Source organism: Paenibacillus sp. FSL M8-0334 (genome assembly GCF_038000405.1).
Lineage (GTDB): Bacteria > Bacillota > Bacilli > Paenibacillales > Paenibacillaceae > Paenibacillus_AQ > Paenibacillus_AQ campinasensis.
The window spans coordinates 1455320-1473718 of the sequence record NZ_JBBOCH010000002.1 but is presented as its reverse complement, the minus strand read 5'-3'; the positions used below and the strand labels follow the sequence as shown (position 1 = coordinate 1473718).

At 54.7% G+C, this 18399-nt stretch carries 16 protein-coding genes and 2 riboswitches; of the genes, 8 read left to right on the top strand and 8 right to left on the bottom strand.

Annotation, left to right across the window (positions count from 1 at the left end):
- Nucleotides 1–3 precede the first annotated feature (3 nt).
- Nucleotides 4–110, top strand: a riboswitch (glycine riboswitch).
- Between the two features lie 122 nt (nt 111–232).
- From gcvT to MKX64_RS20905, 5 genes are all read left to right on the top strand, one after another.
- Nucleotides 233–1345 carry a glycine cleavage system aminomethyltransferase GcvT gene (gcvT, locus tag MKX64_RS20925; protein ID WP_341037247.1) on the top strand — a complete coding sequence of 371 codons (1113 nt, stop codon included), beginning with the start codon at nt 233–235 and terminating at the stop codon, nt 1343–1345.
- Nucleotides 1342–2691 carry an aminomethyl-transferring glycine dehydrogenase subunit GcvPA gene (gcvPA, locus tag MKX64_RS20920; RefSeq protein WP_095265350.1) on the top strand — a complete coding sequence of 450 codons (1350 nt, stop codon included), beginning with the start codon at nt 1342–1344 and terminating at the stop codon, nt 2689–2691. Before gcvT ends, gcvPA begins: the two co-directional genes overlap by 4 nt.
- A complete protein-coding gene (gcvPB, locus tag MKX64_RS20915; protein ID WP_095397330.1) occupies nt 2688–4145 on the top strand; it encodes an aminomethyl-transferring glycine dehydrogenase subunit GcvPB in 1458 nt (485 codons plus the stop codon). Before gcvPA ends, gcvPB begins: the two co-directional genes overlap by 4 nt.
- Before the next feature lie 153 nt (nt 4146–4298).
- The gene (locus MKX64_RS20910) at nt 4299–4655 is read left to right on the top strand and encodes a hypothetical protein (RefSeq protein ID WP_095265352.1); all 357 of its coding nucleotides are present in this window, start codon (nt 4299–4301) and stop codon (nt 4653–4655) included.
- Nucleotides 4656–4675: 20 nt separating this feature from the next.
- On the top strand, nt 4676–5476 hold the full coding sequence (locus tag MKX64_RS20905; RefSeq protein ID WP_341037242.1) for an arylamine N-acetyltransferase family protein: 801 nt from the start codon (nt 4676–4678) through the stop codon (nt 5474–5476).
- Between the two features lie 118 nt (nt 5477–5594).
- Here the strand turns inward: MKX64_RS20905 and MKX64_RS20900 are convergent, their stop codons facing one another.
- Entirely contained in the window at nt 5595–6074 is a 480-nt protein-coding gene (locus MKX64_RS20900) for a nucleoside deaminase (protein WP_095397332.1), read from the bottom strand.
- A gap of 253 nt (nt 6075–6327) precedes the next feature.
- On the opposite strand from MKX64_RS20900, the gene MKX64_RS20895 reads away from it, so the two are divergent.
- Entirely contained in the window at nt 6328–7173 is an 846-nt protein-coding gene (locus tag MKX64_RS20895; protein WP_095397355.1) for a chemotaxis protein, read from the top strand.
- Nucleotides 7174–7276: 103 nt separating this feature from the next.
- On the opposite strand, the gene MKX64_RS20890 is transcribed toward MKX64_RS20895, so the two are convergent.
- From MKX64_RS20890 to MKX64_RS20880, 3 genes are all read right to left on the bottom strand, one after another.
- Entirely contained in the window at nt 7277–7921 is a 645-nt protein-coding gene (locus MKX64_RS20890) for a nitroreductase family protein (protein WP_095265356.1), read from the bottom strand.
- Nucleotides 7922–8017: 96 nt separating this feature from the next.
- Entirely contained in the window at nt 8018–8494 is a 477-nt protein-coding gene (locus MKX64_RS20885; RefSeq protein WP_095397333.1) for an RrF2 family transcriptional regulator, read from the bottom strand.
- Between the two features lie 149 nt (nt 8495–8643).
- The gene (locus tag MKX64_RS20880; protein ID WP_095397334.1) at nt 8644–9693 is read right to left on the bottom strand and encodes a Gfo/Idh/MocA family protein; all 1050 of its coding nucleotides are present in this window, start codon (nt 9691–9693) and stop codon (nt 8644–8646) included.
- Nucleotides 9694–9899: 206 nt separating this feature from the next.
- Here MKX64_RS20880 and MKX64_RS20875 point away from each other — a divergent pair, with 206 nt between their 5' ends.
- Nucleotides 9900–10805 carry a helix-turn-helix transcriptional regulator gene (locus tag MKX64_RS20875; protein WP_341037239.1) on the top strand — a complete coding sequence of 302 codons (906 nt, stop codon included), beginning with the start codon at nt 9900–9902 and terminating at the stop codon, nt 10803–10805.
- A 364-nt stretch (nt 10806–11169) separates the two neighbouring features.
- Here the strand turns inward: MKX64_RS20875 and MKX64_RS20870 are convergent, their stop codons facing one another.
- Nucleotides 11170–12528 (bottom strand): MATE family efflux transporter, encoded by a 1359-nt coding sequence (locus MKX64_RS20870; protein ID WP_095265360.1) that lies wholly within the window; start codon nt 12526–12528, stop codon nt 11170–11172.
- A gap of 160 nt (nt 12529–12688) precedes the next feature.
- Nucleotides 12689–13849 carry a formate-dependent phosphoribosylglycinamide formyltransferase gene (purT, locus tag MKX64_RS20865; RefSeq protein WP_095265361.1) on the bottom strand — a complete coding sequence of 387 codons (1161 nt, stop codon included), beginning with the start codon at nt 13847–13849 and terminating at the stop codon, nt 12689–12691.
- An 85-nt stretch (nt 13850–13934) separates the two neighbouring features.
- Nucleotides 13935–14016: riboswitch (ZMP/ZTP riboswitch) on the bottom strand.
- Nucleotides 14017–14291: 275 nt separating this feature from the next.
- Between purT and csaA the strand changes: the two genes are divergently transcribed.
- Nucleotides 14292–14624 (top strand): chaperone CsaA, encoded by a 333-nt coding sequence (gene csaA, locus MKX64_RS20860; protein ID WP_341037237.1) that lies wholly within the window; start codon nt 14292–14294, stop codon nt 14622–14624.
- Between the two features lie 42 nt (nt 14625–14666).
- Here the strand turns inward: csaA and MKX64_RS20855 are convergent, their stop codons facing one another.
- Nucleotides 14667–15713 (bottom strand): LacI family DNA-binding transcriptional regulator, encoded by a 1047-nt coding sequence (locus MKX64_RS20855; RefSeq protein ID WP_095265363.1) that lies wholly within the window; start codon nt 15711–15713, stop codon nt 14667–14669.
- A gap of 137 nt (nt 15714–15850) precedes the next feature.
- The gene (locus tag MKX64_RS20850; protein ID WP_341037235.1) at nt 15851–18373 is read right to left on the bottom strand and encodes a carbohydrate-binding protein; all 2523 of its coding nucleotides are present in this window, start codon (nt 18371–18373) and stop codon (nt 15851–15853) included.
- Between the last annotated feature and the right edge of the window lie 26 nt (nt 18374–18399).

The window sequence follows — 18399 nt, the reverse complement described above, 5'->3', positions numbered from 1 at the left end:
CATCTCTGGAGAGAATCCTAATTAAAAAGGATCACCCAAGGGGAAACTCACACGATCATTACATGATATTGACATGGCGGTGGGGTAACTCTCAGGTACAAAGGACAGAGCAGAGGAACACGATGGGCATGCGGCAATTTTGCTGCACAGCTTCATTTTCCTTCTGCCTGTCCTTTTTTGCTGTTTCGCAGTTCCGTGTTTTACATTTCATACCACATGATGAGGTGAGAAGATGAGTTCATTAGCGCGCACACCGCTGTACCCGTTATACTCGGAATTCCCTTCCGTCCGCTGTATTGATTTTGGCGGGTGGGAGCTTCCAGTCCAATTCTCGGGCATCGTTCGCGAGCATGAAGCCGTACGTGGACAGGCAGGCCTGTTCGACGTTTCCCATATGGGAGAATTTCTGGTTACCGGTCAGGATGCGGAATCCTTCATTCAGCGGATGACCACCAATGACGTGACCCGCTTGTCTCCGGGCCAAGCGCAATACACACTGATGTGCTATGAGCATGGCGGCACGGTAGACGATCTGATCGTATACAAGCTGGCGCAAGACCGCTACATGCTTGTCGTGAATGCCTCCAACATTGACAAGGACCTCGAGTGGCTGACCGGGCATGTGTCCGGAGATGTTCTGCTGGAGAACATTTCATCCGAGACTGCTTTGATCGCCCTGCAAGGACCGGCATCGGATGCCGTAATGGCTAAAGCGGTCAAAGATCCCCTCCCTTCGCTTTCCCCATTCCATTTTATCGAGCGCGCCGAAGTGTGCGGTTGTGCCGTGCTTCTCTCACGCACCGGCTATACCGGCGAAGACGGCTACGAAATCTACTGCTCGGCAGACGATGCACCGGCGATCTGGAAAGGACTGCTCGCGGCTGGCGAAGCCGACGGACTCATTCCTGCCGGACTTGGCGCACGCGACACGCTCCGTTTCGAAGCAAGACTTCCGCTGTACGGGCAGGAACTGTCGGAAAGCATCTCCCCACTGGAAGCCGGCCTCGGATTCTTCGTGAAGCTGGACGCCGGGGAGTTTATTGGCCGTGACGCGCTGCTGAAGCAGAAGAACGAAGGCATCCCGCGCAAGCTTGTCGGGATTGAAATGATCGACCGCGGCATTCCCCGCACGCATTACGCGGTATACGACGGCGATGGCTCGCTCATCGGCGAGGTGACCAGCGGCACGCAGTCCCCGACCTTGAAACGCAACCTCGGCCTTGCGCTGATCGACGCGGAGCATGCGGCCATCGGCACAGAGGTGTGGGTTGAAATCCGCGGAAAGCGGCTGAAGGCCAATGTTGTAAAAACCCCATTCTATAAAAAAGGAGCTGCGAAATCATGAAGCATCGTTACCTGCCAATGACCGATCAGGATCAGGCTGAAATGCTGGCTGCTGTCGGTGCAGAAACTATAGAGGACCTGTTCGCCGACATTCCCGAGGCGATTCGTTACCAAGGAGTGCTGCCGATGTCATCCCGACTCGGCGAGTACGAGCTGCTCAAGCACATGCGTGCGCTGGCTGACAAAAATGCCGATTTCGACCGCTACACCAGCTTTCTTGGTGCCGGGCTGTACGACCATCACATCCCTGTCGTGCTGAATCATGTCATTTCCCGCTCGGAATTTTATACCGCTTATACCCCTTATCAGCCGGAGATCAGCCAAGGCGAGCTGCAGGCGATCTTCGAATTCCAATCGTATATTTGTGAACTGACCGGCATGAAGGTAGCCAATGCGAGCATGTATGACGGGTCCACTGCTCTTGCGGAAGCGGCAGCGCTGGCGAGCGGCGCGACGAAACGCAAGCGGATTGTCATCTCACGCGCCGTGCACCCGGAAGCCAGAGAGATTGTGCTGACTTCTGCTCACGGCCTCGGCTTGGACGTCATCGAAGTCGGCTTCAAGGACGGGGTAACCGATCAGGAGGCGCTGGCTGCAGCCATCACGGAGGATACGGCAGCCGTGCTGATTCAGTCGCCGAACTTCTTCGGCTGCATTGAGGATGTAAGAGCCATCGAGCCGCTTGTTCATGACAAAAAAGCGATGCTCGTGCTCAGCGTGAACCCGCTCTCCCTCGGACTCTTGGAGTCTCCCGGCGAGCTTGGCGCCGACATCGTCGTCGGCGATGCTCAGCCGCTTGGCATTCCGGCTTCCCTCGGCGGTCCTACCTGCGGTTTCTTCGCAGTATCCGAGCCGCTGATGCGCCGAATTCCAGGCCGGATCGTTGGCCAGACGGTCGATAGCGAAGGCAAGCGCGGCTTCGTGCTGACGCTGCAGGCGCGCGAACAGCATATCCGCCGGGAGAAGGCAACGTCCAACATCTGCTCGAACCAGGCGCTGCTTGCGCTGTGTGCTTCCGTATATATGTCGACGCTCGGCAAGGCGGGCATGCAAGAGGCGGCGCTGCTGAACATTCGCAAATCCCACTATGCAGCTGAGCGGGTTGCCAGCGGCTCTCTGTCGCTTGCGTTCGCATCCCCGTTCTTCAATGAATTTGCGGTCAAGCTGCCTGCGGGAACTGACATGAAGCAGCTGAATGCCAAGCTGCTGGAGCGTGGGTTCATCGGCGGCTACGACCTAGGAGCGGTATATCCGGAACTTGAGAACTGCATGCTTATCGCCGTCACCGAGCGGCGGACGAAGGAAGAGATCGACCACTTTATCAGCGAACTGGAGGCGATGGTATGAAACCGGAAAAAGCGTTGATTTTCGAACTGAGCAAGCCTGGACGCACCGCCTATTCCCTGCCGGAATGCGATGTGCCGGAGAAAGAGACATCGGAGCTGATTCCTGCCCATCTGCTTCGCCAGAAGCCGGCCGAGCTGCCTGAGGTGTACGAGGTGGATGTCATTCGCCACTACACCGAGCTGTCCAGACGCAACTTCGGGATTGATAACGGCTTCTATCCGCTCGGCTCCTGCACGATGAAATACAATCCGAAAATTAATGAGGATGTCGCCCGTTTTGCCGGATTTGCCAAAATCCATCCGTATCAGCCGGAAGAGAGCATTCAGGGAGCGCTTGAGCTGCTGTACACGCTCCAGAACGATCTGGCTGCGCTGACAGGCATGGATCAGGTAACGCTGCAGCCGGCTGCAGGCGCTCATGGCGAATGGACCGGCCTCATGCTGATCCGCGCCTACCATGAAGCGCGAGGCGAGCACCGCACCAAGGTGATTGTACCGGACTCCTCGCACGGTACGAACCCGGCCAGCGCCACCGTTGCCGGTTACGATACGGTCACCATCAAATCTAACGAACGCGGAATGGTCGATCTGGATGCGCTCCGGGCCGCTGTCGGCAGCGATACGGCAGCGCTTATGCTGACCAACCCGAGCACGCTTGGCCTGTTCGAGGAGCAGATCGTTGAAATCGCCGAGATCGTTCACGAAGCGGGCGGGCTGCTCTATTACGACGGCGCCAACTCTAATGCGATTATGGGCATCACCCGCCCTGGCGACATGGGATTTGACGTGGTGCATCTGAATCTGCACAAAACGATGAGCACGCCGCATGGCGGAGGCGGGCCTGGTGCTGGGCCTGTGGGCGTCAAAAGCAAGCTGATTCCGTTTCTGCCGAAACCGATCGTCTCGAAGCGCGAGGACGGCACCTTCTACTGGGATTATGACAGGCCGCAATCGATCGGCCGCGTGAAAGCATATTACGGCAACTTCGGCATCCTTGTTCGCGCATATACCTACATCCGCACCTATGGTCCGGAAGGGCTGCGCCGCGTATCGGAGCTGGCTGTGCTGAACGCAAACTACATGATGCACCGCCTGGCCCCTTATTATGAGGTAGCTTATCCGGGACTGTGCAAACATGAATTCGTCCTGTCCGGCAGAAAGCTGAAGCAGTACGGTGTCCGTACGCTGGATGTTGCCAAGCGCCTGCTGGATTTCGGATATCATCCGCCAACGATCTACTTCCCGCTTAACGTTGAGGAATGCATTATGATCGAGCCGACCGAAACGGAAAGCAAGGAAACGCTGGATGGCTTTATCGACACGATGATTCAAATCGCCAAGGAAGCGGAGACGACACCGGAAGTGGTCATCAACGCGCCGCATACGACGGTCGTCAAGCGTCTTGACGAAACGACCGCAGCCCGCAAGCCGGTGCTGAACTGCACCTGCGGTTAATCCAAGAGAAGCTCTTGCCCGGTCCAAAGGGCAAGAGCTTTTTTTTCGCATTGCCTTATTTTCGCACAGCAGCCTTCCCGGGCCGAAAGCGGTGAGCATTGTGATATAATAAATCCAAATGTTATGGGCAATGAACCCAGAGAGGAGAACGATGTGAATACTTCAGAGATTCTAGCTATCCTGGCCCTCCTGGTCTCCGTTTTGCTGCTGTTAAGGGTCGTCACACTGCAAGCCAAGGTGAATGAATTAAGAGATGATCTGGACCGGATCTCAAGAAAGGTCAACTTCCCGACCGCGTCCGGATATAAAGCTGCCGCTCCCTCTCCTTCCCCTTCACCTGTATCTTCCCACTTGCCAACGGAACAGCAGCTGTATGTAGACGAGCGCGTGCGGCAGCTTCTGAACCAAGGAAAGAAGATCCAGGCCATTAAAGAGGTACGGGACCAGCTCAAGCTGTCTTTAAAGGATGGAAAAGATTATGTGGAAGCAATTGAACGCCAAAATGGATAAGAAAGCCGGGTGATCTGCAAATGATCCATACCAGTGAGCAATGTGATGTAGCCGCCTATTTGAACCGCATCGGTTACGAGGGTCCGCTCGAGCCGACCTTGGAAGTACTCAAGGAACTGCAGCGCCTCCATGTCCATGCCGTCCCATATGAGAATCTGGATATATTGGCAGGCATTCCGCTCTCCCTGTCGGTGCCTGAGCTGTACCACAAAATCGTCACCGCCAGGCGCGGCGGATACTGCTTCGAGCTGAACGCCCTGTTCGGCTGGCTGCTGGAGCAGGCCGGCTATGAAGTGACGAATTACTTCGGGCGCTTCTGGAAGGACGAACCTGTCACGCCAGCCAAGCGCCGGCATCATATTCTGCATGTGGTCATCGATGGCAAACGCTACATCACGGATGTTGGCGTCGGCGGGGCCGGACCGCGAGAGCCGCTGGAGCTGATTGAGGATGCTCCGCAGACCCAGGGGGATGAGTGCTACCAATTAAGCAAATCTGCCGCCTATGGATGGATGCTGTACGAGCAAAAGGGCGAGGGCTGGAACCCGGTCTTTTCCTTTACCGAGGAGCCTAATTTGCCCGAGGATTTCCTGACAACGTCCTATTGGTGCGAGCATGCGCCGGACTCCCCCTTCAACAAAACAGCCAGAGTATCGATCCGAACCGCGGAAGGCCGAAACACCATCGATGACCGCGAGTTTCGCATCTACACCAAGCAAGGGGTACATGTCTTCCGTCCGGCCAGCAAGCAGGAATACACCGAGGCACTGGCACGTTATTTCGGCATTCGGCTGACCGGCGAGCTGCCTTGGCTGGAATAGGGAGGAAATTCTTCCTGCCGCCGGAACGCCCCTCGCGCATCAGCCATCATCGTTATATACGTTATGTAACACAGCAACAAACCGGGTCTCCGCTGGCGGATTCCCGGTTTCTTCTTGTTTAATATTCGATTTTGCCCGTGGATGTGGTCCATGCCTGGAAAGGAAGCAGCCGTTCATCCATGTGCAGCTGCTGCATCGGAATCGAGCGTTTCTCCATCGGCAAAGCGATTTCATCGTATATAAACTTATCGTCAAAGCCGATATTGGCTGCGTCCTGCTGGGTGCATGCATAATATACGGCATCCGGCCGGGACCAGTAGATCGCTCCGATACACATCGGGCACGGCTCACAGCTGGTATAGATCGTACATCCCTCCAGCTGATACTGGTTCAGATGCTGGCAGGCTTCGCGGATCGCCTGCACCTCGGCGTGCGCGGTCGGGTCATTTCGCGTAGTGACCAGATTCCGGCCTCTCCCGATAATTTCTCCGTCCTTTACAACGATCGCGCCAAACGGGCCGCCTTCGGTGTTCAGCACATTATGATGCGCCTCCCGGATAGCTACACTCATCCAGTATTCATGATTTTTCTCCGTCATCAGCAACAAGCCCCCTTCGGATTTTGCTGGCGTCCTGATTATATTCAAGGACCCTTCATAATATAAATGTCTATTTATTATATATGATTTCAAGGCGCCATGACCTCCGGTTCTTGTATCCAGAAGTTGCTGCCTTGATCTTGGCCGCTTGGAATTATCTTAATTTCCTATATTCACCTTATACTGGTTATCATGTACGATGAAGTTAAAGCAAAGCTGCAAGCAGATGATTCGTAGAGGGGTGTGAACCATGATGGAGCAGAAGATTGCCGTGATGATCGTTCATGGTTTGGGAAGGCAGAAGGAAAATTATGCAGAACGACTCATCCGTAAATTAAGCGAAGCGTTTGCCGAGGCTTCCGGACTTTCTACCGACCAGCTTGCCATTGAAGCCGTTCACTGGGCTCATGTGTTTGCGGAGCGAGAAGAACAGTTATTCCGGGATATCGTCTCATCCTACCGTCTGCGGTACCGCTGGCTGCGCCGCATTGTCATCCACTACTTGGCAGATGCGGTTGCTTACCAGCCGGTAGAGGGTGACGCACAGAACTATGAAGAGGTTCACAGCACACTTAGCGCCGCCCTGCACCGGTTGTCGCTGGCAGCCGGTCCGACTGCACCGCTATGCGTCATTTCCCACAGCCTCGGCACGGTGATTGCCAGCAATTTCTTCTATGATTTACAGTTCTCTTCCCGCGGGAAACGTCTGGTCATCAACCCGGAGGCGCCGATTGAGAAGGGGGAAACCCTCGCTTTCTTCTATTCCCTCGGCACGACGCTGCCTTTATGGAGCTTGCGCTACCGGGATTTCGACCAGCCGATCCGCGTTCCTTCCGATCACCTGAAGCTGCATCATCGCAGGCTCGAAGGCGAGTGGATCAATTTCTATGATAAAGACGATATATTAGGCTATCCGCTTCAAGGGGTGGACCCTGCCTATAAAGAAACAGTGCGCAAGGACGTGGAAGTCAATGCCGGCCATTGGCTGACAAGCTGGAATCCGCTGTCCCACAGAGGCTACTTCTCCAACCCGACCATTATCCGCCACATCTCCTCGACGCTGGCAGCGGCATGGAACAAGGTGAATTACAAACGTTAAGCTAAGCCTTGGAACAGCACGATAAGATGACCAGCTTGGTTGAATGCTCTTCAGCCTGGATTCATATCACAAAAAAAAGGAGGCCAAGGCCTCCCCTGCTGGATCATGATTTCATTTCATTCCAGGATATTACGTCTTCCAGCGGAAGTCTCACCGTAGGACGGGCTGGCGATGCTGCCTTTCCGACCGCAATCAGCATGACGCTGCGATAATGTTCTGGAATATTGAATTCTTCAACAAATTGCTCCTTGTTGTAGCCGCCCATCGGCACCGTATCGTAACCTCTTGCCTTCGCCGACAGCATCAGCTGCATCGAAGCCAGACCTGCATCCACATCGATGATGCTGTTCTTGACCTCATCACTCATGTTGGCATACCCATTGCTCGCGACCTGAATAAAACGCTCCTTGATCTCTTCGGTCATAAAGCCGGCTTCAAAGGACATGTTGTAGATCTTTTCCCCTTGTTCATACCATCTCAAGTCCCCGAGAACTGCAATGACAGCCGAAGCATCCAGCACTTGCTGCTGGTTGTTCGCAATCGGGTGCAGCTTCTCCTTCAACGCCTGATCGTCGATGACAAGAAAACGCCAAGGCTGCAAATTGCTGGAGGACGGAGCAAGTGTTGCGTCCTTCAGAATCTCCTCCATTTCCTCTCTTGAAATCTTCACCGATGGATCATAATGGCGAACCGAGTGACGCTCGCGAACAACGGTATGAAAATCTTGAATGGCCAGCATGGACATCATCTTTCCCTCCTGCATACTTATATTTTCTATAGTCTGAAATTCCATGAAGTTAACTGTGGTGATTCATGCACAGTATAAGGCAGGCAAGAGCGATTGTCAATCCTCTTGCTGGTCCGATTTCGTTTTTTCCGCAATATCGGCAATGGTACGGGCGCTCAGCACCTGCAGCATGCTCTCTTCCAAGTCGGATATCACATCCGAGAACGCACATTTGATTCGCTCTCCAAAGTGATGCTCTCCTGCTGCATCCAGCATGCCGGCACTGATGTGGCTGTGAATGTGCAGCGCGTTATAAACATCGGCCAGCGAGATGCTGTCGGCGCTTCGGATCAGGCGGTAGCCGCCGTCTCGGCCTTCCCTGGATTCAATGATATTCTCCTGGGCAAGCGCCTTGAGAATACGCCGGAGAACCGTCGGCTCAGACTGCAAATAAAGCGCCAGGTCGCCGCTTGAGCATTTTCCGGCATGCTTCTCAAGCGCGACCAGTGCTTGCAGCGCCAGGCTGAAGTTTTTATAACTGGATTGACAGGACGCCGCCGATTTGCCGACCGCTCCATCCTTTCCGATGTTCATGTAACCGCCCCCTTGCTTGCTCTTCCGTATTGTAACGCAAACGTCCGGAAAGCTTCAAGCATGGAAACGCGGATCCTCATTAGTGAACGGGAGTGAATCTCCAGCGTCTCCCTGTAGAACCTGTAGAATGGGATCCACGCCAACGCTTATCAGCCTCGCGGCTGGCCCATGAATTCTGAAATTTTCACTTTTCTTCCTGTTCTCGCACTCTCAAGTGCTCCAAGTACCATCGCCATGCTGTAAATGTTGTCGCTGCCGTCCGTTTCCGGCTTCGTGCCAGCCTCCAGGGAAGCAAACATATTTTCCAGACAGCCATGGTGCCCGGTCTTGCTCATCTCCGGGATGATGCCCTGCACCCGTTCCAGCTTGCGCGAAAACTGACCCGCACCCTCTTGATCTGCCACCACTTCTGCATACACCTCATCAAAGCCGTTCCAGATCGCCGTTCCCTTCGACCCGGTGACGCGCCAGGCCGCTTCCCAGGATGTCTGCGCTCCCTCAGCGCACCAAGAACCCCGGTAGTTGAAGACGGTGCCGTCCGACATCTCAAAAATACATACGGCCATCGCATTGCCTGCATACCAGGAGCCCGGAGGGTTAAATTCCTGGCAGTACACCGTTTCCGGATTCGCCCCACTCAGAAAGCGGGCTTGATCGAAGGTATGGATCGCCATATCGAGCAAGAGCGGACTCTCCATCGCTTCCCGGAACCCGCCAAAATGTGGGCCCAGGAAAAAGTCGGCGCCTATAAAGCCCGGCTGCCCGATCGCCCCGCTCTGGATCAAGTCCTTGTAAGCGCGGATGCGCGGATCAAAGCGGCGGTTCTGCATCACCGCATGGGTTCTGCCCTGGCGGCTTGCCAGTTCCACGATCTCCAGGCATTGATCCATCGACTCGGCCAGCGGCTTTTCGCTGAATACATGACAGCCGTGAGATAATGCAGCCCGGCTAATATGGTAATGGCTTGCAGGCACCGTAATATCAAATACGATGTCCGGGCTGGTGGAAGCAAGCGCTTCCTCTATATTCGAAAATACAGGGCAGCTCAGGCCATGCCTTTCCGCCATCGCCCGGGCTGTCGCTTCATACAAGTCCACAAGTCCGATAATGTGCGCATCTTCTCTTTCTTTTACGTACTCCACCCACAGGTTAGACATGCTTCCGCAACCTGCAATCAGAATGCTGTAACGTTTCCCCATCTGCCTCGCTCCTTATCATACGAATGTATGCTCATCCCGAGTGGTTGCGCCTCACGGCCCACTCTTCACTTTGGGTTGATATCTCTCCGATATTGTCTTACTGTAGGAAGTAAGCAACTTCATTATAATTGCAGTTTCACCGTATTTCTCTACCCAACCTTGTCATTTACCACTCAAATCTTGCGCTTGAGAAAGAGGTGTTGAGATTGTCCAATCCGAAAGAGCTTCATGAGAATACAAGGCTGGATTATAAAGCCTACCCCTTTCAGCTATTCCGCAACGAGGTACACCAGGCAGCCGCCAAAGACTGCGTGCTCTACCTCCACTGGCATGAGCATGCCGAGATCATCCTGATGCGGGAAGGCCGGGCTGTGTTTCATATCGATAGCGCTCCACATACGCTGATAGCCGGAGAGATTCTGATGATTCCGGGAGGGAGCCTGCATGTCGGCTACGCGCTGGATGAAGGGGCTGTCCGCTTCGACTGTGTCGTGCTGAATCCGTCGTTGTTCAATGATTATATGCATGATCCGGTTCATGCCCAGTATGTTGCCCCGTTTCTGGAGGGGCGCGTGCGTTTCCCCGCCAAGCCAGCGGATATTGACCCGGCCTGCCGCGATGCTTACGCGCTCGTTCACGAGGTGATTGAGGAGCTTGCTCATCGGCCTCCGGCTTTCCAGCTCATTGCCAAGTCCAAGCTGCATGCTTTTTTTGCCTTGATGGCGCGCACATTCCTCCCCGACCAGCTGGCCGGCAAAGCAGAGGAAGCGTATTTTCCCGGACGTGAGCTGTTCAAGCAGCTGATCCGCCGGATCGAAGCGCGGCCATGCGACCGCATGTCGGTGGAAGAAGCTGCCGCTCAGGTCGGATTAAGCCCTTTTCATTTCTGCAAAATGTTCAAGCGGCTTACCGGTCGCACGTATGTGGATTATGTAAATCTGCTGCGAATGAATGAGGCGCAGCGCTTGCTTCGCGAGCAGCGCTGGACCATTACCGAAATCGCCAGCCATGTAGGCTGCGGCAACCCGAATTACTTTACCAAGCTGTACAAGCAATACAAAGGGATGACCCCCTCTCAGGCCCGTTCCGAAGCGGCCCGGAACGGTCGCTGAACATCCCGGTTCCGGTTAGAGTCCTCGTCCAATTTCGCATCTCATCTGGTGAGCGGAGCCCTTCCATTTGAACGATGGAATGGAGAAGCTAAGTACAGATTACGTGGGAAGATGATCGAAGTGACTGATATCGTCTTCCCTTTTCTATTATGAATTTTTCATATAATGATATATTCATATTCATATATATGACGATACTGCAGCTCTTTTATGCTAATGTGGCCGTCAGGCGGCGCCTTAGCTCGAACAGAGGGTTCCTTCATCCTCAGTCTTCGCGTCTCGTCTACCACCATGCAAAAAAACCTTGGAGCCCTCCAATGAAGGGAATCCAAGGTTTGTGATTATTCTCAGCAAATCGCTCTCCTCAGGCCTGGATGGGAATCGGCTGCGCTTTTGATTTCGCTTCGAGCTTTCGGATGCTCATGTAATACGCGATGCCCAGCGGGATACAGGCCCCGAGCCAGGCCAGCGGATTGGCGAGACACGCGCCCAGAAACCCAATCTGCTCGGTCAGGAAAATCGCGGCGACCACCCGCATTACCAGCTCCATAATCCCGGCTACGGTCGGAACAAAGCTCTGTCCAAGCCCCTGAAGGGTGAACCGGTAAATGAACAGCAAGGACAGAATCAGATACGTACTGCCATTGGATACGAAGTACAGCCAAGTCAGCGACAGAATCTCCTCCTCGCCGCTGCCAACGAACAGCGTCGCTGCCCCGTTGCCAAAGAGAATGAGCACCAAACCAATCACGATGCTGAATACGCCGGAGAGGATAATACATTGTCTAACCCCGAGACGAATCCGATTAATATTTCCCGCCCCGTAGTTCTGCGCCGTATAGGTGGCCATCGTCACCCCGAAAGAGTTCATCGGCATGACAGCCAGCATATCAATCTTCTGCGCCGCCGTATACGCAGCAACCGAAGCGGCGCCGAGACCGTTAAGCGTAATCTGTAAAATGATGGCCCCAATCGCAATGATGGAAGCTTGGAAGCCCATAGGCAGGCCGATGTTCATATGCTCGCGCAGACTTTTCCAGCCCGGCTTCCAATTCGCATTTTTAAACTGCAGCAACGGCACCTTTTTCTGAATATAGATCAGACACATGAAGCTGGCCAGCAGCTGAGCAAGCACAGTCGCAAGCCCAGCCCCGGCTACTCCCATGCGAAATACCAGAATAAACACCAGATCCAGCACGATGTTAACGACACTGGCAAAGATCAAAATATAGAGCGGCGTGCGGCTGTCGCCCAGCCCCCGAAGCAAATTGGACAACAGGTTGAACAGCACTGCCGCACCGAGTCCGAAGTTGATGACAATCAGGTAATCGTATGCATCATCCAAAATTTCCGCCGGCGTGTTCATCATGACCAGCACAGGCTTGGTAAAAATGACGCTAAGCACGGTCAGCACCACCGTAAAGACGAGGCTGATCAATGCGCTTGCGCCTACGCTTTTTCGGATGCCTTCAATATCTCCCGCACCAAATCGCTGGGCAGTAACGATGGACAGCCCCGCCGTCATCCCCATGACAAAACCGAGCACAAAAAACATAATGCTGCCCGTCGAGCCTACAGCCGCCAAAGCATTAACCCCGATCGTCCTTCCGACAATAAAGGTATCGGCCATGTTGTAGAACTGCTGAAACAAGTTTCCGATCAGGAGCGGCAGTGTAAAAGCAATGATCAGTTTGACCGGGCTCCCTTGGGTTAAGTCTCTCATCCGATTTCTCCTATTATGTTATTCTCTAGTGCTTGCGGTCTCTATTTACTGCTATATTATCATGAACCGTTGGATGATCAACATAAATTTTTGTTCGATTTCGCACCGAGGGCCGGAAGCCTCGTTCACAACCCCTGAGACTTCCGGCCCTACCGGATGTTTATGCCTGCTCCACTACAAGACCCGCCAGTGCCTGAGCGGCCCGCTCACGCGCTTGCTCGGTCGTCTCGCCTGTCGATAAGGCCACCGCGACCCGGCGGCCCACCTTCGTTACAGGCTTGCCAAAAATTCGCACCTGCGTGCCGGGAACGGCCAGCGCCTTGTCCACGCCACAAATCGCATAATTATCCAGCTCCTCCGGCGCCTTCAGCGGCCGGCTCGCACCTGGCGCCACGAGTTCAATCTCCGGAACCGGAAAGCCGAGAATCGCGCGAACATGCAGCGCAAATTCGGACAGATTCTGACTTGCCAGTGTCACCAGGCCCGTATCGTGCGGACGCGGAGACACTTCGCTGAAGTAGACCTTATCTTCGGCCAGAAACAGCTCAACGCCAAACAAGCCGTACCCGCCCAGCTCATCGGTAATCGCTCTTGCGATCGATTTTGCTTCTTCGAGCTGTCGTTCGCTCATCGGATGAGGCTGCCATGATTCGATGTAGTCCCCGTTTTCCTGGATATGACCTATCGGCGGACAGAAGCTGGTTCCGCTCACGGAACGGACGGTCAGCAATGTAATTTCCGACTGAAACCGAATGAATTCCTCAATGATGACACGCCCGTTCTGAACCCGGCCGCCTTCCATTGCAATTTCCCAGCATGTCCGGATATCCTTCTCGCTCCGGCAGACGCTTTGTCCTTTGCCCGAAGAGCTCATCAGCGGTTTGATAACACACGGATAGCCCATTTCACGAACGGCCTGCTCAAACTCAGCGTACGTATCGGCAAAGCGATACCCTGCCGTAGGCAGCCCCAGCTGCTCCGCCGCCAGACGGCGTATCCCTTCACGGTCCATCGTCAGCTTGGCCGCTCGCGCAGTCGGGATGACGCGGAAGCCTTCCTCCTCCAGCTTCACCAGCTCGGATGTGGCCAACGCTTCGATCTCGGGCACGATCAGATCGGGCTGCTCGCGTTCAATAACCTCCCTCAGCTTCCCGGCATCCAGCATGTCAATCACCACATGACGATGAGCTACCTGCATCGCCGGCGCACCTTCGTAACGGTCGACCGCGATCGTCTCCACACCCAATCTTTGGGCTTCAATCAACACTTCTTTGCCAAGCTCGCCAGAGCCTAGCAGCAGCAGTTTCTTCGTTTTGAACATAAGGTTGCAGCTCTCCTTCTACTATGTAGTTTCCGCTTGTTATCATGGTTAAAGAACAAAAAAAGGCAAGGGTACCCAATGTCCCTTACCTTGCCCAGGCGTACGGCTGCTCTAACCGGATGTGCTCCCTCATGGTTCCCCATGCTTCGCCAGTTACACATCGAGCTTGTCATTTGTCAGCAACATCATACTGAATATTTCATGAAATTGCAATGATTGCGAAAATTTTGCCGCCAGCCATGATCGCTTATATAATGGGGGAAGCGGAATCGTTGCCTGCAGGCTTAGCACCATTATCCCGTTTGATCAGGGGCATCCCTGAACTAAGGGAGAATAACTCCGCTAAGAGGCTGGAGAGCCACCATGCACTTATTAAGCACTCAGGTGGTCTTGATCCTAAATTTAATTCAACTTATAGATCTTTAAGGGAGGCGTACGATCCATGACTGCAACCATCGACGATTTTATGAAGCTGGATATCCGCATTGGCACAATAGTAACCGCCCAATTCTTTACCGAGGCCATCAAGCCGGCCATCAAGCTGACCATCGACTTCGGCGAGCTTGGCATCAAGCAATCCTCAGCGCAGATTACCCGCAGATATGACCCGGAAGAGCTGATCGGACGTCAGGTCGCCGCTGTGGTGAACCTGCCGCCAAGACGAATTGCCGGCTACAAGTCCGAAGTGCTTGTACTCGGTGGCGTTCCCGAGGAAGGCGATGTCGTTCTGCTCGCTCCCGACACCGCTGTTCCAAACGGCACACCCATCGCTTAATCCAGCAGATAGGCGGCGCCTAATCCTTAGGTAGGTGCAGGATCATTCTGACGATTGATGTGGACCCGGGCCGGTTGTCTCCCGCACAACGAGGCCGGCTGGGAGCACGATGCGGCGCTCGCTTAATGGCTCCCCGTCGATTTGATTCAGGAGCATGCGGACCGCCGCATGCCCCTTCTCAATAATGTTCTGCGACACCGTTGTGAGTGACGGTGACGTATATTCTGACATGAACAGATTATCAAAGCCGATCACCGAATACTCGCCTGGCACACTTTTATTTTTTTCCTTCAACCCTTTCAGAACCCCCATCGCACTGACATCCGAGAAGGAGAAGATCGCCGTCACATCAGGCAGCTCCACCAATTGGTCGGCCGCCTTATAGCCGCCTGCCAGCGAGGTCGGAAGCTTGATCATGAGTCTCGGATCATACGGGATACCAGCCTCTTCCAGCGCATCCCGGTAACCGAGCCAACGTTCATGCAGCACCCCGTAGTAGGCGATCCGCTCCATCGGAATATCTCCGATCAGCAGCGCAATGCGGCGATGACCCTGCTCGATCAGGTACGAGGTTGCACGGTAGCTGCCCTGCCGATCATCCAGATTCACCTGGTATAGTCCGCTATCCTTCAAATAGCTGTCGATGAAAACAGCTGGCACCCCGAGCCCCGTAACCCGCTGCACCGCCTGCGATCCCTCGTTCGTCCCGACGACAATCAATCCATCCAGCCTTCGCTCCTTCACAAACGAGAACGTCTCCGTCGCTTCGTCGATCCCGGTCAATATAATGTGGAAGCTGCGGTCCCGCGCTCCCTCCTCTACACCGGCAAGCAGATCCCAATAGAACGGATTATCCTGCAACCGCCCCGGCTTCATGGTCGGAACGACAACCCCGATCAGATCCGTTCTCTTTGTTTTCAGATTGCGTGCAGGCAAGTTCGGAGTATAACCGAGCTCATCAATCACTTTCCTGACCTTCTGTATCGTCTTCGTGGATACACGGCCTTTTCCGTTCACAACATTGGATACGGTAGCGATCGATACGCCCGCTTCCCTGGCCACATCCACAATGCTGACTTCTTGTTTCATTCAGACACCGCTCTCTGCATTAAACGTTTTACCATATTATAGCCCAATTCCGCCCAATCCGAAAATCAGCATCCGAACATCACTCATCCTCACTGCTCCTAAGCTGCTCGATACGTTCATCTATGCCGGACTTACAGTCACCAGCCTATATTTCCCGGGCCTCTAACAATTTGAAATGCCTGTCCGGGGTTGTGCACCGGCCCTGAACCGGTTCCGGAGATGACCACATTCGAGAACGTTCCCGAGCCGGTAACGGTGTCAAAATAGATGCCGTACGTCCCTGACCCGTCGATGGTGACTCGATCAAACGCAATATGCTGAATCCGCTGATTATAGCTGAGCTTCACGCCTTCGTACGTGCTGTCAAGGATATCGACCTGCTCAATCAAGATCGGAGCGGTAATGCTCTGGTTCTCGGCATAGATCCACAAACCGCCAAAGCTTGTATTCCAGTTCGGCTCATACCCGCCGGTGCGAAGCAAAGTATTGCGCTTGATTTCCGTCGTTCCGCTGAAGCTGACCGCGTTAAAGCGGGTGCTGACCGCAATCCCGGCTGATGCAGTGACGGTATCCGCTCCGAGGTTATCCCACACTTTATTGTCTTTGCCGCCATAGATCGCAAATGTATTGGCCAGCACCGGAATCTGAGCCGTGTTATAACGGAACAGGTTGTTCTCGTTCGGAACGCCATCCGACCACATGGCAAACGCATCATCACCGGTGTTGCGCACATGGAAATGACTGATCGTCGTATTTTTCACACCACCATGAAAATTGACGCCATCAGCCCATGTATTGCGCACGCGGCCGTCCACGATATACAGCCCATCCGTGCCGCCGTTGAGCCAGATGCCCACCTTCATATGCTCGATCCAAACGCCCTGGATCAGCGATCCGGAGGCGAAGCGTCCCTCAAGGCCGGCGTGATCCTCCGCGTCATTCCGGTAGAGAGCGTCTCCGTACAGAGACAGGTCCGCAATATAGACTTTGCCTCCTGTGCCGTAGAAGCCCCCTTTTCCACCGGTTCCCTGCAGCGTTGTATGCCACATGCCTGCTCCCCGGATGTGCACATTCGACACATTCACCCGGTCGTTCATCCGGAACGTGCCCGCGGGGATCCAGACGCCGCTCCCCGTCGCCTCGGCATGCTGAATCGCTGCCCGGATCGCTGCCGTGTCGTCGGTATGATCATTCGCCATCGCACCAAAGTCGGTAATGCTGACAAAATGGTCCGGTTTCGTATATGCGGGAGCTACCATCTCCAGATTGATCAGATCGATTGTGTAATAGTCGGCATGGTCTGCCGCGTCCTTCTGAAGTCGAACCGTTGCGCCTGCCGGGATCGGGTCAACCAGATAACGGCTCTCGTCATAAAAGTGATGTGCGCCTCCGTCGGCCGGATTATCGTTATACGGGTAGCTGCCGTACGTCCATGCATACCTGGAGCTCACATCCAATGTCTGACGCTTGACCCCGTTCACGTATAAGCTAAGCGTCGCGTCGATTCCGCCACCCTGCGGGGCATCCGGCATGCTGTAGCGGACAACCAGCGCATTGGCTGCCTCCGGCGCCGTCCACTCGACGTAATGACCGGTCGATGTCAGCTTGACCGCTTGCCGACCCGAGGATTCCGCCTCGACGGTCAAGTACGTGCGGGACGGCCCAATCGTCACGGCATTCGTAGTTCCCGTCTCCGCTTCCAGCTCCTGATAAGGAACCGTAGCTCCCCGCTCAGCCAGTGGCAAGCCGTCTGCAACCGTCAACGCATCCATTCTCACTCCGGCAGCTGAACGGTCAACAGCCTCATACGTGATCGTATTTAGCCCTTTGCGAAGCGGCAGCTGAGTGGCTGTTTCCGCCCAAGCTTCAGCACCGCCGGTGGAAGGAAGCTGCACCGAGCCCGCGTCAATGCCATTGACCTGGAGCTTCATGGATCCGGTTCCGGCCGTGCTTTTGGCATAACGCAGAACGACGTTCTTCTGTCCGGCAGATGACAGATTGACCGTGAATACTACCTTCGCTCCGGCAGCATCAAAATGTTCGAGCGCTCCTGACACGTAGGATACACCGCCGGTATGAAACTGCGCTTCCGCTTCATAGCGGTTCGGCGGGCCCGGGTTCGGCTCCGGTTCCGGTCCGGTGCCCGGCATGATGTCTCCGATCACGACATGATCCAGATTGACATTGCCCGAATCCTCTGCCGTGAACCGGTATTGCAGCGTATTGCTGCCGGACCGGAAGGCATACGTCTCCGTCACCGTCCTCCATTCGGACCAGGACGATGTCGGCGGCAGCGCTAGCTGCCCCATTTTCACCCCGTTCACATAAGGGCTTATCGTCATCGTCACACCTGTGCCGTTAGCATAACGAAGCGTGACCTCCCGTTCCCCGGCTGCAGATGCGTTCATGGTAAACGTGACGGCGGCTGTCCCTTTGTTATTGTCGGTGAACCCCGCAACAAACCCGCTTCCCGTATAACCGGGATGCTCGTTATCCACAAATGCCCCTCCGCTCAGCGCCGCCTGCTCCGCTTCCATCATCACGGCGGTCACGGTCGCAGCCGCCTCTCCGGAGGCCGACGGCCCCCAAAATGTCAATAGCATGCAGCAGGCCATAAACAGCGCAACCACACGTCGTGCCAGTCCTTCCAGTCTTCTCATGCTCATCCCTCCAACAATCATGATCA